Source organism: Rhizobium sp. SYY.PMSO (assembly GCF_046840415.1).
Classification (GTDB): domain Bacteria; phylum Pseudomonadota; class Alphaproteobacteria; order Rhizobiales; family Rhizobiaceae; genus Rhizobium.
Genome location: NZ_CP177350.1, coordinates 106,289 through 120,878, shown reverse-complemented (window position 1 = coordinate 120,878; position 14,590 = coordinate 106,289). Strand labels below are relative to the sequence as shown.

The window sequence follows — 14,590 nt, the reverse complement described above, 5'->3', positions numbered from 1 at the left end:
CGGAGCACAGAATGACTTTCCTCTTCAACTCGGACGCCGCCCGCGGCCAGGTCTTTCGCGACATCTTCGCCCGCGAACTGCCGGACCTGCCGTTTTCCATGGATGCCGCTTCGGTCGATCCGGACGCCGTCCGCTATATCATCACCTGGACGGTGCCATCCGATCTGGAGCGCTACCGCAATCTGGAAGCGATCTTTTCGATTGGCGCCGGCGTCGACCAGTTTCAGACGGCCCAGATTCCCGATCATATACGGATCGTCAGGATGATCGAGGACGGCATTATCCGCATGATGCAGGAATATGTCACGCTCGGCGTATTGGCTCTGCACCGTAACTGGCCCGTCTATATCCAGCAGCAGAAGACAGAGCATTGGCAGTCCCTGCCGCCCATGCAGGCGAGTGACCGCCGGATCGGCATATTGGGGCTCGGCAGCCTCGCCCAGGCATCCTTCGACCGGTTGAAACCTTTCGGCTTTCCGCTTGCCGGATGGAGCCGCTCGACCCGCGATATCGACGGGGTCCGCTGTTTCAGCGGCCCATCGGGCCTGACAGCGATGCTGGCTGAAACCGATATCCTGATTTGCCTTCTTCCCCTCACTGGCGAGACGCGCAGCTTTCTCAATGCGAGGCTTCTCCGCCAGCTGCCGAAGGGTGCAGGCCTGGTTCAGGTCGGCCGCGGACCACAGCTGGACTATCAGGCGCTTCTGGATGCACTCGACAGCAGGCATCTGTCCGGCGCCGTTATCGACGTGACGGACCCGCAGCCTCTGCCGCCCGGTCATCCGCTCTGGCGGCATGAGCGAATCATCATCACGCCCTATACCGCCAGCGTCACCCAACCCCAGACCGCAGCCCGTGCCGTCGCGGACAATATCAAGCGGCTGCGCGCTGGGCTCGATCCGATCGGCCTCGTCGATCGCCGACGCGGTTATTGAACACCCAACCCTAAAAGGAACAGTAATGTCGCTTCTCAAGACCATCGAACACGACCCGTCCTTCGCACCGCGGGAAGACAAGCCGACAGCCGAACGGCTGATCTCCGGCAGCCCGGAATTCAAGACCTGGGCACAGGACGCCTCCCATGACGAACTCGTCCGCACCGGCGTCTGGGAGGCAACACCCGGCCTCACCCATTCGATCAAGGGAACAATCTTCGAATTCTGCCACATCATTTCGGGTGTCGTCGAAATCACGCCGAAGGATGGTGAGCCGGTGATCTACAAGGCGGGCGACAGCTTCGTCATGAAGCCGGGCTTCGTCGGCACCTGGAAAACGATCGAAACGGTGCGCAAGATCTACCTCGTCGTGACGCCCGAGGCATGATCCGGCATCTTGCCAAACAATACGCCGTATGGCGCGGCGAAAACGGATTTTTCAGCCGCGCCAATTCCCTCTACCGGATCACGCAGATCTGCCGATACGGTAGCATTCCCGTCAGATGACCGGAGATGAACCGATGAGCCTTAGTTTCGATCCCGACAGCCTGGCACTTCCTATAGGACATTTTATCGGAGGCAAATTCGAGGCCGCCGAGGGCAGCATTCCGATGCATCGCCCCTCCGATGGCAAGGCCTATGCCGATTGTCCAATCGCCGATCCCGATCTGGTCGATCAGGCCGTGCAGACGGCCAAGAATGCCCTGAAGGTCAGCAATTGGGGCGGCATTCGTCCGCGCGAGCGGCTGAAGGCGCTGCATCGCTGGGCGGATCTGATCGAACGGAACGCCGTCGAACTCGCAAAGCTTGAAGCCGTCTCCTCGACACGGCCTGTTGGCCATCTGGTCGATGGCGATATCGGCATTTCGGCCGAACAGATCCGTTTCTTCGCCGAATTCGCCGATAAGGAAGGCAGCGATCTCGTGCCGACCGATGACGGCAATCTCGGCATGATCATGACCGAGCCTTATGGCGTCGTCGGTGCCATCACGCCGTGGAATTTCCCGATCAATATGGCCGCCTGGAAGCTCGGCCCGGCGCTTGCGGCAGGCAATGCCGTCGTGCTGAAGCCGTCCGAGATGACACCGTTTTCGACCCTTCGGCTGGCGGAGCTTGCCGTCGAGGCCGGCATTCCGGCCGGGCTGATCAATATCGTGCTCGGCGACGGCATGGTGACCGGCAATGCGATCACCGGCCATCCGGATATCGCCAAGGTCAGCTTCACCGGCTCCACCCGCGCCGGCTCGGCGATCATGGAAAATATCGCCCGCACCGGAATCAAGCCGATGACGTTGGAACTTGGCGGCAAGAGCCCGCAGCTCGTTTTCGCCGATGCGGATATCGACAAGGCGGCTGCCGCGGTGACCGCGAGCATCACCAGCAATGCCGGCCAGGCCTGTGTCGCCGGATCGCGCCTGATCGTCGAGAAAAGCGTCGCCCCCCAATTGATCGAGGCGATCCTCAAGAAAATGGCCGGTATCGTTCCGAGACCGACCTGGGATGCCGCGAGCCAGTATTCGCCGATCATCTCCGAGAGGCAGCGCCAGCGGATCGACGACATTATCGGCGCCTCGGTTTCCGCCGGCGCCGAATGCTTGACGGGCGGGCGCCCCATGGACATGCCGGGATATTTCTATTCACCGACGCTGATCGCCGGCATCGACCAGAACTCTCCCGCCGTCATCGAAGAGATCTTCGGGCCGGTCCTGACGCTGCAGACTTTCGAGGACGAAGACGAGGGAATGAGCCTCGCCGACCATCCGAGCTACGGGCTCGCCGCCGGCCTCTTCACCAGCGACCTGTCGCGCGCCATTCGCCTGACGCGAAGGCTGCAGGCCGGTACGATCTGGGTCAACCGTTACGGCCGCTCGCGCGACCACATCCTGCCAACCGGCGGCTACAAACAATCCGGCATCGGCAAGGATCTCGGCCGGGAAGCGTTTCAGGCCAATCGCAAGAGCAAAAGCGTCCTGATCAGTCTTTGAGGATTTTGAAAACATGACAATACACAGGATTGCTCTCATCCCCGGCGACGGGATCGGCAAAGACATGGTTTCCGCGGCATGGTCCGTGCTGCAGAAGGCCGCCGGCACGCATGGCTTCAGCCTCGAAGGCACGAATTTCCCGTGGTCCTGCGCCTTCTACAAGGAAACCGGCGCGATGATGCCGGCGGACGGGATCGAGACCCTGCGCAGCTTCGACGCCATACTGCTGGGCGCGGTCGGCTGGCCGGCAGACGTGGCGGATTCGATCTCGCTGCACGGTCTGCTCCTGCCGATCCGCAAGAGTTTTGTCCAATATGCGAATATCCGCCCGCACCGGCTGCTTGCCGGCGTCGAGGGACCGCTGAAGACGACCGCTTTCGATATTCTCTGCATCCGCGAAAACACCGAGGGCGAATATTCCGGTACCGGCGGCCGTATCCACCAGGGCACGGCGGACGAAGTGGCCGTCGAAACCTCCATCTTCACCCGCAAGGGCGTCGAGCGCATCCTGCGCTTCGCTTTCGAACAGGCCCGCGCACGGCGCAAGAAGCTCGCTTCGGTCACCAAGTCGAATGCGCAAAAATATTCGATGGTGTTCTGGGATGACGTGACGAAACAGCTTTCGGCCGAATATCCGGATGTCGAGGTCACCAGCTATCACATCGACGCCATGGCGGCGCGCATGGTCATGGCGCCGGAAACGCTAGACGTGGTCGTGGCCTCTAACCTGTTCGGCGACATTTTGACCGATCTCGGCGCGGCGATCCAGGGCGGCCTCGGTTTTGCGGCTTCCGCCAATATCAACCCGGAGCGCAATGCGCCCTCCATGTTCGAACCCGTGCATGGTTCGGCACCGGATATTGCCCATCTCGGCATTGCCAATCCGATCGCCACTGTCTGGTCGGGCGCCATGATGCTCGATCATCTCGGCGAAAAGGGCGCCGCTGCCGCCGTCATGAAGGCGATCGAGGCCGTCACCGCAAGCGGCATCGGCACGGTCCCCGGCAAGGACAAGACGGATGCCATTACCGCAGCTCTGCTCGCTGCACTCTGAATTCGAGGACCGCACACATGCAGAATTTGAAGCTCCCCTCCCTGTTTCGCCAGCAAGGCCTGATCGGCGGCAGCTGGGTTGCCGCCGGCTCCGGCAAGACGGTCGACGTCCTTGATCCGGCCAGCCAGGCGGTGATCGGCACCGTTCCCGACATGGGCGGTGACGAGACACGCGCGGCGATCGAAGCGGCCAACAAGGCCTATCCGGCATGGAAAAAGAAGACACATGCCGAACGCGCCGCGCTGCTCGAAACTTGGTACGGCCTGATGCATGCGCATCTGGAAGAACTCGCGCTAATCCTGACCACCGAACAGGGCAAGCCGCTGGACGAGGCGCGCGGCGAAATCCGTTACGGCGCCTCCTTCGTCAAATGGTTCGCCGAAGAGGCGCGCCGTATCGGCGGCTCGACCATCCCATCGCCGACGCCCGACCGCCGCATCGTCGTTCTGAAGGAACCGGTCGGTGTCTGCGGCATCATCACGCCCTGGAACTTTCCGAATGCGATGATCACCCGAAAAATCGCCCCGGCGCTCGCAGCGGGCTGCACTGTCGTGGTCAAGCCCTCGGAATTCACGCCCTATTCGGCACTGGCACTTGGCGTGCTGGCCGAAATGGCCGGCATTCCGGCCGGTGTCGTCAATATCGTCACCGGCATGCCGAAGGAAATCGGCAACGAGATCATGGCCAATACGACGGTCCGAAAGATCTCGTTCACAGGTTCGACTCCGGTCGGCTCGCTGTTGATGCGCGGAGCTGCCGACAGCATCAAGCGGCTGTCGCTGGAACTTGGCGGCAATGCGCCCTTCATCGTTTTCGACGATGCCGATCTCGATCTGGCGATCGAAGGCGCGATCATCTCTAAATTCCGCAATGGCGGCCAGACCTGCGTCTGCGCCAACCGCATTCTCGTGCAGGCCGGCATCTATGATCGCTTTGCCGAAAAGCTAACGGCGCGGGTCGATGCCATGAAGGTCGGCCCCGGCACGGAGGCCGGTGTTTCGATCGGCCCGATGATCAACGATGCGGCGATCGCCAAGATCAACCGCCATGTTGAGGATGCCATCGCCAAGGGTGCCAAGGTCGTCACTGCGAAACCGACCCTGCCGGCCGGTAGCCAGTATACGGCCCCGGTCGTGCTCACCGGCGCCACGACCGAGATGCAGCTTGCCAGCGAAGAGACGTTCGGCCCCGTCGCCCCCCTCTTCCGCTTCGAGACCGAGGAAGAGGCGATCGCGATTGCCAATGGCACGCCGTTCGGCCTCGCCGCCTATTTTTATACGGAAAGCCTGAAACGCGCCTGGCGCGTCGGCGAGGCCCTGGAATTCGGCATGGTCGGGTTGAACACCGGCCTGATCTCGACCGAGGTCGCGCCCTTCGGCGGCGTCAAACAATCCGGCCTTGGCCGCGAAGGCTCGCAGCTTGGCACAGACGAATATCTGGAAGTGAAGACGTTTCATATGGGCGGGCTTAACTGAGCCTGCCTCCACCGAGACGAACAAAAAGCCGGGGCTGCAATCACAGCCCCGGCTTTTTCGTTTTCAGATGATAACGACCGTTCCCGTTACCGAACCTTGTCGAGCATCTTGTAGTAAAGCCCGACCAGCGGCAGGAACCAAGGCTTGCCGAAATGGCCCGGCACCGCCGGCCATTCGAGCCCCTTTACGGGATTACGGTCCGGACGGCCGAGGATCGCGTCGGCGATCGTCATGCCGAGATGGGTCGAGAGCTGCGCCCCGTGGCCGGAATAACCCATTGCGTACCAGAGCCCGTCATGGAAACCAGCGCGCGGATAGCGGTCCTTGGTGATATCGACCAGACCGCCCCAGCAATAATCGATCTCGACATGCGAAAGCTGCGGAAAGATCCGCGTCAGGCTTTCACGCAGGATGGCGCCGCTCTTGGCATCCGAACCCTGATCCGACGTGGCCGAAAAGCGTGCCCGGCCACCGAAGATCAGCCGGTTGTCCGGCGACAGGCGCCAGTAGTTGCCGATATTCATGCTGTTGACGCAGGTACGGTTGCCCGGCATCGTCGCGGCGACCTCCTGGTCCGTCAGCGGCCGCGTGGTGATGATGAAACTGCCGACGGCCATGATCCGGCGGCGGAAATAGCCGAAATTCGGCGTCGTATAGGCGCCGCTTGCCATCAACACATTGTCGGCGGTGACCGAACCCCTGGCCGTCTTCAGCAGATGCCGCCCGCCGGATTTCGAGATGTCGATGACGGTCGCCTTTTCGACGACGATTGCACCACGCCGCTTGGCCGCCTCGGCGAGGCCGACGACGTAACGCCCCATATGCATCATCGCGCTTTTCCTCGACAGCATGGCGCCGTGGAAGGGCGAACCGATCTCGTCTTTCAGATCTTCCGGCGACAGAAGCGCCGTATCCGGATCGACCTCCGCATGCACCGCCTCGAAATTCTTCGCCAGGCTTTCGAAATGCGGCGGCTTGGAAGCGAGCTTCAGCTTGCCGGCGCGGCGGAAATTGCAGTCTATGCCTTCTTCGGCAATGACCGCTTCCAGCGTATCGATCGAGGCGTCCAGCGCATGATAGAGCGCGATTGCCCGCTCCTTGCCGAGTTCCTGCTTCGCCGACAGGTAGCTGTGGGCGAGACCGTTGTTGAGATGTCCGCCATTGCGGCCGGAGGCGCCAAACCCGACCGTCTCCGCTTCCAGCACGATGACCTTGGCACCGGCCATGGCCAGCTGCCGTGCCGCGCCGAGCCCTGTAAAACCGCCGCCAACCACCGCGACGTCATAGTGACCTTCGATCGGCCCTTCGACGGCGCCCGCAAAGGAGGGCGCCGTATCATGCCAGTAGGAGACGTATTTCATCGGCTTGCGCCTTTCCGTTAGAGACCGACGACGCCGGCAATACCGGAAATATCGGCGATTTCCGTATAGCCATAATAGGAATTGGCCGGTTCATGGCCACGGTTGACCCAGACCTTGTTCTTGATGCCGAGATCATGCGCCGACATCAGGTCGTAACGGAAGGACGACGAGCAATGCAGAATGTCTTCCGGGCCGCAGCCGAGCATGTCGAACATATATTCGAAGGCCTGGAAGCGCGGCTTATAGGCATTGGCTTGCTCGGCCGTGTAAACGGCGTGGAAAGGCGCGCCGAGCTTGGCGACATTGGACGGGATCTGGTCGTTCATCGCATTGGAAAGAATGACGAGCGGGATTTCCCTGGCGACCTTGGCAAGACCGGCCGGAACGTCGGCATGCGGACCCCAGGTCGGCACGCGCTCATAGACCATTTTCGCGTCTTCATCCTTGAAGGAGACGCCGTTCGCCTTGCAGCTGCGCTCCAACGAATTGTAAACGACATCCGCATAAGGCTTCCAGTCGCCCATAATCTCGTCCAGCCGGTAGGCGGCAAAATTCTTGATGAACTTCTGCATGGCCGGCTCTTCGAGACGATCACCGTAAAGATCGCGGGCAGCTTCGGCCATCTGGAAGTTGATGAGCGTGCCGTGGCAGTCGAAGGTGATGTATTTCGGGCGGAATGTCGTCATGCGCTTCGTCCTTGCGTGATGGCCCAACGAGCCTTTCGGGTGATGACACGATCATAAGGCCGCTTCCGGCATCATCGCCGACTGATTTGCCGGAATCCGAAGCAGAAAGTTTCGTATCACGGCGCCGGTTTGGCATTTGCTTGCAGATCCGGCTGTCCGGAACGGCTTTCGGAAGGGTTTGTCCGGTCCCTTTTCGCGGCCCACGGCATAAGATGCGGTCCCGCCCCGCTGCTTTGGCGAAAGATACCGCCGCCGATACTGCCTTCGGATGATCGTCCGGTCCCTTCACCTCGAAACTTGAGGCGGAAAAGGGAGAGCATTGTCCATGCAAGTCGAGAACATTGAAACCAGAGCCTTCGGAGGCGAGCACCTGGAGGGCGCAGTCCACCTTTCGCGCGAAGCCGGCTGGCCGCATCGTCTGGAAGACTGGCAGGTCGTGCTTGGTGTCAGCCAAGGCGTCGTCGCATTGGACGAGACCGGAAAGGTCGTCGGCACGACATTGATGACCCCCTATGGCGATGACTGCGCCACGATCAATATGGTGATCGTCGATGCCGGCTTGCGCGGCCGCGGTGTCGGCCGGCGGCTGATGGATGAGGCGCTTGACCTTGGCGGCGCACGGCCCTTCCGGCTCATCGCAACCGCCGACGGCCTACCGCTTTACGAAAAGCTCGGTTTTCGCGAGACCGGCCGCGTCTTCCAGCATCAGGGCATGGTCGGCGAGGTCACGGCTCCGGCGCATGTAGAGGCTGCAACCGCAGCCGATCTGGCTGACATAACGGCAATCGACCGGGATGCCTTTGGTGCCGACCGTTCTTCGCTGATTGCCAAACTCGCCGAGATCGGAAAATTCGCCGTTATCCGCCGCGATGACAGGATTACCGGCTTTGCCTGCATCCGCGCTTTCGGACGGGGCGAGGTTGTCGGGCCTGTCGCAGCGACCACGATCGAAGACGCCAAGGCGCTTGTCGCATATTTCATGAGCAGCAGGACCGGCGCTTTCCTCAGGGTCGATACCGGCAATGCCGCGCTCGCCACCTGGCTTTCGGAATATTCGCTTGCCCATGTCGGCGGCGGCGTCGCCATGGCGCGCCCAGCGCCGACACGCGCCCTCACCTCGACCTTCACCACTTTCGCACTGGCCAACCAGGCCCTCGGCTGATCCGGAGAAAATCATGCTCAGCAATTCGCTCATCGAACTCGATCGTGCCCATCTGGTCCATCCCGTCGCGTCCTATCGCGGCCATGAACAGCAGGGCGTGCGTGTTCTCTCGTCGGCCAAGGGTGCCACCGTCACCGATGCACAGGGTCGCCAGCTGATTGACGGTTTTGCCGGCCTCTGGTGCGTCAACGCGGGTTATGGCCACGATTCCATCGTCGAGGCCGCAGCCCGCCAGATGCGCGATCTTCCCTATGCGACCGCCTATTTCGGCCTCGGCTCCGAATCCGCCATCCGGCTTGCGGCAGAACTTGCCGAACGCGCGCCGGGCGATCTCGACCATGTCTATTTCACGCTTGGCGGTTCGGACGCCGTCGACAGCACGATCCGCTTCATTCGCTATTACTGGTTTGCCAAAGGCCAGCCGCAGCGCGACCAGTTCATCTCTGTCGAACAGGGGTATCACGGTTCTTCGACAGTCGGCGCCGGCCTCACAGCGCTGCCGAATTTCCATGCCGGCTTCGGCATTCCCTTCGACTGGCAGCACAAAATTCCGTCGCCCTACCCCTATCGCAACCCGGTCGGCCAGGATCCGCAGGCCATCATCAACGCATCGCTTGCCGCGCTGAAGGAAAAGATCGAGACGGTGGGTACCGATCGTATCGCGGCCTTCTATATGGAGCCGATTCAGGGCTCCGGCGGCGTCATCGTTCCGCCCAAGGGCTGGATGAAGGCGATCCGCAATCTCTGCAAGGAATACGGGGTCCTGTTCGTCGCCGACGAAGTCATCACCGGTTTCGGCCGCACCGGACCGCTGTTCGCCTGCTCCGAGGACGAGATCGTTCCCGATTTCATGACGGCCGCAAAAGGCCTGACCTCGGGTTACGTGCCGATGGGCGCAGTCTTCATGGCCGACCATGTCTATCAGGTCATCGCCGATGGTGCCGGCGCTTCGGCGGTCGGGCACGGCTATACCTATTCGGCCCATCCGGTCAGCGCAGCCGTCGGCCTCGAAGTTTTGAAACTCTACGAAGGCGGCCTGTTGGAAAATGGCATCAAGGCCGGCGCACGGCTGATGGCGGGTCTTGAAGCCCTGAAGGACCATCCGCTGGTCGGCGATATCAGAGGGCGCGGCATGCTGGCGGCCATCGAGTTAGTGACCGACAAGGCCGCCAAGACGCCGCTTCCGGCCGAAGCTGTCCCGGCTCGCCGGGTCTTCGGCCGCGCTTGGGAAAACGGGCTGATCATTCGTGCCTTCGCCAATGGCGCCATCGGTTATGCCCCGCCGCTCTGCTGCACGGAAGCCGAGATCGATGCAATCGTCGAGCGCACCCGGAAGACGCTGGATCAGACCCTTGAAGATCCGGATGTCCGCAAGGCGGTGAAGGCCTGACAGCCCGCATCGGTACTGACGGTCGAAATACCGTCAGCAGCCCGATTTCGGAATTTTGTGCCGGGCCGCATGGTCGATTCGGCGAAAACCGTTCTGCCGAACTGGCAGTATCCTAGTTAACAAAAGCTTGAAGTCCCGAAAATTCGGGTTTTTCGCAAAAACATCCAAGGTCGGGAACAGCATATTCTTTCGCGAGCGGCCTTCGAGACCGCCCCGCGACACCAACTGGGGATATGGAATTGACGAAATCTCTACCGGAATTCAAGTACATGAGCTTCGACGTGGTCGGCACGCTGATCGATTTCGAAGGTGGCCTGACGACCTGCCTGCAGGGTATTGCGGCCGAAGCGAATGTGACGATCGACAGCGAGGAGGCCCTTTCTCTCTACCGCGCCGCTCGCTACTCGGAAAATGCCGACCCCTTTCCCGACGATCTGGTCCGTGTCTATCTGGCCATTGCGCCGAGACTCGGACTGCCGGCAGAAGAGGCCTATGGCATACGCCTGCGGGATTCGGCAAAAACCTGGAAGGCTTTCCCGGATAGCGCCGCGGCCATGGCCGAGCTTGCGAAAAACTACCGCCTGATCGCCGTGACGAATGCCCGCCGCTGGGCTTTCGACTATTTTTCGGAAGCGCTCGGCAATCCTTTCTATGCCGCCTTCACCGCCGACGACACCGGCACGGAAAAGCCGGATCCGGCCTTCTTCCACAAGGTGTTCGGCTTCGTCTCAAAGGACGGCGGCAGCAAGCAGGACATCCTGCACGTTGCGCAGAGTCAGCATCACGATATCGGCGTTTCCCATGACCTCGGCATGACGAATTGCTGGATCGAGCGCCGCCATGCGCAAAAGGGTTACGGCGGCACGATTGAGCCGGCCGAGTTCACCAAGCCCGATTACCACTTCACCTCGATGGCCGGACTGGCCGAAGCCGTGAGGAATGCCCGCGCCTGACCGACGGAAACTACGGATATCAACGATTGGGCTGAACCACGAAGATGGGTTGCCCACTAACCAGCAAAAAGGGGAATGACATGAACGACAAGATCATCAACTGGACCGCGTCGGACGACACCATGATCGAAAATGCCATTCGCCGGGGTGCGACCCGTCGCGAACTGCTGACGATGATGTTGGCAGGTGGCGTCGCTGCGACTGCGGGCGGCATCATTCTTGGCCGCGCCACCGATGCCGTAGCGGCAACACCGCAATCCGGCGGTCATATGAAGGCGGCCGGCTGGTCTTCCTCCACCGCCGACACGCTCGACCCGGCAAAGGCCTCCCTGTCGACAGACTATGTTCGCTGCTGCTCGCTCTATAACCGCCTGACTTTTTTGGACAAGGCAGGCCTCACCCAGATGGAACTTGCCGAAAGTATCGAAAGCAAGGACGCGAAGACCTGGACGGTCAAGCTGCGCAAGGGCGTAACCTTCCATGACGGCAAGGAGCTCACAGCCGACGACGTCGTCTTCTCGCTTAAGCGCCATCTCGATCCAGCCGTCGGCTCGAAAGTCGCCAAGATCGCCGCCCAAATGACCGGCTTCAAAGCTATAGACAAATCGACGGTCGAGATTGCACTGGCCGACCCGAATGCCGACCTGCCAACCATTCTTTCTCTGCACCATTTCATGATCGTTGCCAGCGGCACGACGGACTTTTCCAAGGGTAATGGCACCGGCGCCTTTGTCCTCCAAACTTTTGACCCCGGCAATCGCTCGGTTGTCGTGAAGAACAAGAACTACTGGAAGTCCGGGCAGCCCTATCTCGATTCTTTCGAATTCTTTGCCATCAGCGACGATAATGCCCGCGTCAACGCACTGCTTTCGGGCGACATTCACTACGCGGCATCGATCAACCCGCGCGCGATGAAGTTGATTGATGGTCAGTCTGGCTTTACGCTGTCGAAAACGACCAGCGGCAATTATACCAACCTCAACATGCGTCTCGATATGGCGCCCGGCAACAAGAAAGACTTCGTCGATGGGATGAAGTTGCTGATCAATCGCGAACAAATCGTCAAATCGGCTTTGCGCGGCCTCGGCGAAGTTGCGAACGATCAGCCTGTATCTCCGGCAAGCATTTACCATAACAACGATCTGAAGCCGAAAAGCTTCGATCCGGACAAAGCGAAGTTCCACTTCCAAAAGGCAGGATTGCTTGGGCAATCCATTCCGGTGATCGCCTCCGACGCGGCAACCTCATCGATTGACATGGCGATGATTATCCAAGCCGCCGGAGCCGACATCGGTATGAAACTCGACGTGCAGCGCGTTCCTTCCGATGGCTATTGGGACAATTACTGGCTGAAGGCCCCGATCCATTTCGGCAACATCAATCCGCGCCCGACGCCCGATATCCTCTTTTCGCTTCTCTACGCCTCAAATGCACCGTGGAACGAGAGTCAGTACAAGTCGGAAAAATTTGACAAGATGATGATCGATGCTCGCGGCCTGCTCGATCAGGACAAGCGCAAGCAGATATACAATGAGATGCAGGTGATGATCGCAGAAGAAGCGGGAACCATCATCCCCGCCTATATTTCAAACGTGGACGCGCTTTCGAGCAAAGTGAACGGATTGGAAGCCAATCCTCTCGGTGGCATGATGGGTTATGCGATGGCGGAATATCTCTGGCTACAGGCTTGAGCCCAGCTGGACATCCTTCCTCGGGGCGGCTCGCGCCGCTCCGGGATACCTCCATCCAGCAACGCCACCCATTCATAGAACGTCGAAGGAGCAATTTGGTTGAAATTCCAGGTTTCCTTTTTAGTCATCAATCGACTCTTCATTGCGGCCATCTCCTTGCTGATCGTGTCGTTCGCCGTCTTCTTCGCGACTAGCATGCTACCAGGGGATACTGCCTCGATCCTCCTTGGCCAAGCGGCCACACCGGAGGCGGTTGCAGGATTGCGCAAGGCCATGCATCTCGACCAGCCGGCAATCCTGCGGTTCCTCGGATGGCTTTTTGGATTGGTTAGGGGCGACCTCGGCGTCTCCTATGCGAATAATATGCCGGTCGCGCAGTTGATCGGCGGCCGCCTGTTGGCGACGCTAGAGCTTGCCGCCATAACCACTCTTGTCTCCGTACCGCTGGCATTGCTGCTCGGCATTACCTCCGCCATGCTTCGCGGCTCCTATTACGATAGGATCGTCACCATTATTTCCATTGGTGTCATATCTGTCCCAGAATTCATGGTTGCAACGCTCGCCGTGCTGTTGTTCGCTGTCTATCTGCGCTGGCTGCCCGCATTGTCCTCCATTACTGAAGCCCATACCATTTTCGATCTTCTAAAAATCTATGCCATGCCGGTCATAACACTGACTTTCGTCATATCGGCGCAAATGATCCGCATGACCCGCGCGGCGCTGATTGAAACGTTGAAGACACCCTATGTCGAGATGGCCCTTCTTAAGGGCGCGTCACGCAGCCGCATGGTGTTCAGGCACGCATTACCCAATGCTCTCGGGCCTATCGTCAATGCCATTGCACTTTCGCTCTCTTATCTTATCGGCGGCGTCATCATCGTCGAGACCATCTTCAACTATCCGGGCATCGCCAAGCTGATGGTGGACGCGGTCGCCACTCGCGATCTGCCGCTCATCCAAAGTTGCGCGATGATTTTCTGTCTTGGCTACCTCTTGCTGATCACCGTCGCCGACATCATTGCAATCCTGTCGAACCCGAGGCTCCGATGACAACGCGAAGCTTGGCTCCCCGAGCCACGTCAATTTTCGGTTACAATGTCAGCCTCATTGGAATTCTGGCCTTTTCCATTATCCTTGGCTGGACGATCATCGCCCTGTTTGCCCCCTATATCATTCCCTATTCCGTCGGTGATATCGTCGATACGGACTATTTCGGCCCGGTCAGCCCACAATTGTGGCTAGGCTCGGACTACCTTGGCCGAGATATGCTTTCGCGTGTCCTCATGGGCGCCCGATATACGGTCGGTATTTCTTTGGCCGCGGTCGCTCTTTGCTGCTTTTGCGGCGTAACACTCGGCATGATTGCTGCCGTCATTGGAGGATGGTTCGACACAATCCTCAGCCGATTTCTCGATGCTCTGAATTCCATTCCAGGCAAGCTGTTCGGTCTGGTCGTCGTAGCTGCCATCGGGTCATCCATTCCCGTGTTGATCATGACACTTGCCGTCATCTATACCCCAGGTGCCTATCGCTTTGCCCGTGCACTCGCAGTCAATATCAATACCATGGACTTCATCACCGTCGCACGCACCCGGGGCGAGAGGATCAGCTATATTATCGGCTCGGAGATTTTGCCGAACATCATTCGCCCCGTTCTGGCGGATTTCGGCCTGCGGTTCGTCTTTGTGGTCCTCTTGTTGTCCGGTCTTTCTTTTCTCGGCTTAGGCCTGCAGCCTCCCTATGCCGACTGGGGCGCCCTCGTCCGCGAAAATATCGGAGGGCTGCCCTTTGCTGCACCGGCGGTGATCGTTCCCTCCTTCGCCATTGCCAGCCTCACCATCAGTGTCAATCTGCTGATCGACAATTTGCCCCGCCGGATCAAAGACAGGAGCACATGA

13 protein-coding genes are annotated in these 14,590 nt (G+C 59.9%); 11 read left to right on the top strand and 2 right to left on the bottom strand.

Features of this window, described 5'->3' with window-relative positions:
• The first annotated feature begins 11 nt into the window (after positions 1 to 11).
• The 5 genes from ACJJVH_RS18845 (at position 12) to ACJJVH_RS18825 (ending at position 5,449) form a co-directional block, all read left to right on the top strand.
• Positions 12 to 935, top strand: a complete 924-nt coding sequence (locus tag ACJJVH_RS18845) for a 2-hydroxyacid dehydrogenase (protein WP_412065721.1) — start codon at positions 12 to 14, stop codon at positions 933 to 935.
• Between the two features lie 25 nt (positions 936 to 960).
• Entirely contained in the window at positions 961 to 1,323 is a 363-nt protein-coding gene (locus ACJJVH_RS18840; protein ID WP_412065720.1) for a cupin domain-containing protein, read from the top strand.
• Between the two features lie 133 nt (positions 1,324 to 1,456).
• Positions 1,457 to 2,920 (top strand): aldehyde dehydrogenase family protein, encoded by a 1,464-nt coding sequence (locus tag ACJJVH_RS18835; protein WP_412065719.1) that lies wholly within the window; start codon positions 1,457 to 1,459, stop codon positions 2,918 to 2,920.
• 13 nt (positions 2,921 to 2,933) lie between these two features.
• Positions 2,934 to 3,974 carry a tartrate dehydrogenase gene (locus ACJJVH_RS18830; RefSeq protein ID WP_412065718.1) on the top strand — a complete coding sequence of 347 codons (1,041 nt, stop codon included), beginning with the start codon at positions 2,934 to 2,936 and terminating at the stop codon, positions 3,972 to 3,974.
• A gap of 17 nt (positions 3,975 to 3,991) precedes the next feature.
• On the top strand, positions 3,992 to 5,449 hold the full coding sequence (locus ACJJVH_RS18825) for an NAD-dependent succinate-semialdehyde dehydrogenase (RefSeq protein ID WP_412065717.1): 1,458 nt from the start codon (positions 3,992 to 3,994) through the stop codon (positions 5,447 to 5,449).
• A gap of 86 nt (positions 5,450 to 5,535) precedes the next feature.
• Here ACJJVH_RS18825 and ACJJVH_RS18820 read toward each other — a convergent pair whose 3' ends face one another.
• Positions 5,536 to 6,810, bottom strand: a complete 1,275-nt coding sequence (locus ACJJVH_RS18820; protein ID WP_412065716.1) for an NAD(P)/FAD-dependent oxidoreductase — start codon at positions 6,808 to 6,810, stop codon at positions 5,536 to 5,538.
• Between the two features lie 17 nt (positions 6,811 to 6,827).
• Positions 6,828 to 7,496: a haloacid dehalogenase type II gene (locus ACJJVH_RS18815; protein ID WP_412065715.1), complete on the bottom strand. Its 669-nt coding sequence runs from the start codon at positions 7,494 to 7,496 to the stop codon at positions 6,828 to 6,830.
• A gap of 325 nt (positions 7,497 to 7,821) precedes the next feature.
• On the opposite strand from ACJJVH_RS18815, the gene ACJJVH_RS18810 reads away from it, so the two are divergent.
• The 6 genes from ACJJVH_RS18810 to ACJJVH_RS18785 all read left to right on the top strand — a co-directional run bounded on the left by ACJJVH_RS18810 (position 7,822) and on the right by ACJJVH_RS18785 (position 14,590).
• Positions 7,822 to 8,658: a GNAT family N-acetyltransferase gene (locus ACJJVH_RS18810; RefSeq protein WP_412065714.1), complete on the top strand. Its 837-nt coding sequence runs from the start codon at positions 7,822 to 7,824 to the stop codon at positions 8,656 to 8,658.
• A gap of 13 nt (positions 8,659 to 8,671) precedes the next feature.
• Entirely contained in the window at positions 8,672 to 10,048 is a 1,377-nt protein-coding gene (locus tag ACJJVH_RS18805) for an aspartate aminotransferase family protein (protein WP_412065713.1), read from the top strand.
• Between the two features lie 239 nt (positions 10,049 to 10,287).
• Positions 10,288 to 11,001 carry an HAD-IA family hydrolase gene (locus ACJJVH_RS18800; RefSeq protein ID WP_412065712.1) on the top strand — a complete coding sequence of 238 codons (714 nt, stop codon included), beginning with the start codon at positions 10,288 to 10,290 and terminating at the stop codon, positions 10,999 to 11,001.
• A gap of 80 nt (positions 11,002 to 11,081) precedes the next feature.
• Positions 11,082 to 12,692 carry an ABC transporter substrate-binding protein gene (locus ACJJVH_RS18795; protein WP_412065711.1) on the top strand — a complete coding sequence of 537 codons (1,611 nt, stop codon included), beginning with the start codon at positions 11,082 to 11,084 and terminating at the stop codon, positions 12,690 to 12,692.
• Between the two features lie 99 nt (positions 12,693 to 12,791).
• A complete protein-coding gene (locus tag ACJJVH_RS18790) occupies positions 12,792 to 13,742 on the top strand; it encodes an ABC transporter permease (RefSeq protein WP_412065710.1) in 951 nt (316 codons plus the stop codon).
• Positions 13,739 to 14,590, top strand: coding sequence for an ABC transporter permease (locus ACJJVH_RS18785; RefSeq protein ID WP_412066229.1), 852 nt, complete (start codon positions 13,739 to 13,741; stop codon positions 14,588 to 14,590). Before ACJJVH_RS18790 ends, ACJJVH_RS18785 begins: the two co-directional genes overlap by 4 nt.

Coding starts and splice junctions, on each gene's coding strand:
- ACJJVH_RS18845 (WP_412065721.1), top strand. CDS start 12: ATGACTTTCCTCTTCAACTCGGACGCCGCCCGCGGCCAGGTCTTTCGC.
- ACJJVH_RS18840 (WP_412065720.1), top strand. CDS start 961: ATGTCGCTTCTCAAGACCATCGAACACGACCCGTCCTTCGCACCGCGG.
- ACJJVH_RS18835 (WP_412065719.1), top strand. CDS start 1,457: ATGAGCCTTAGTTTCGATCCCGACAGCCTGGCACTTCCTATAGGACAT.
- ACJJVH_RS18830 (WP_412065718.1), top strand. CDS start 2,934: ATGACAATACACAGGATTGCTCTCATCCCCGGCGACGGGATCGGCAAA.
- ACJJVH_RS18825 (WP_412065717.1), top strand. CDS start 3,992: ATGCAGAATTTGAAGCTCCCCTCCCTGTTTCGCCAGCAAGGCCTGATC.
- ACJJVH_RS18820 (WP_412065716.1), bottom strand. CDS start 6,810: ATGAAATACGTCTCCTACTGGCATGATACGGCGCCCTCCTTTGCGGGC.
- ACJJVH_RS18815 (WP_412065715.1), bottom strand. CDS start 7,496: ATGACGACATTCCGCCCGAAATACATCACCTTCGACTGCCACGGCACG.
- ACJJVH_RS18810 (WP_412065714.1), top strand. CDS start 7,822: ATGCAAGTCGAGAACATTGAAACCAGAGCCTTCGGAGGCGAGCACCTG.
- ACJJVH_RS18805 (WP_412065713.1), top strand. CDS start 8,672: ATGCTCAGCAATTCGCTCATCGAACTCGATCGTGCCCATCTGGTCCAT.
- ACJJVH_RS18795 (WP_412065711.1), top strand. CDS start 11,082: ATGAACGACAAGATCATCAACTGGACCGCGTCGGACGACACCATGATC.
- ACJJVH_RS18785 (WP_412066229.1), top strand. CDS start 13,739: ATGACAACGCGAAGCTTGGCTCCCCGAGCCACGTCAATTTTCGGTTAC.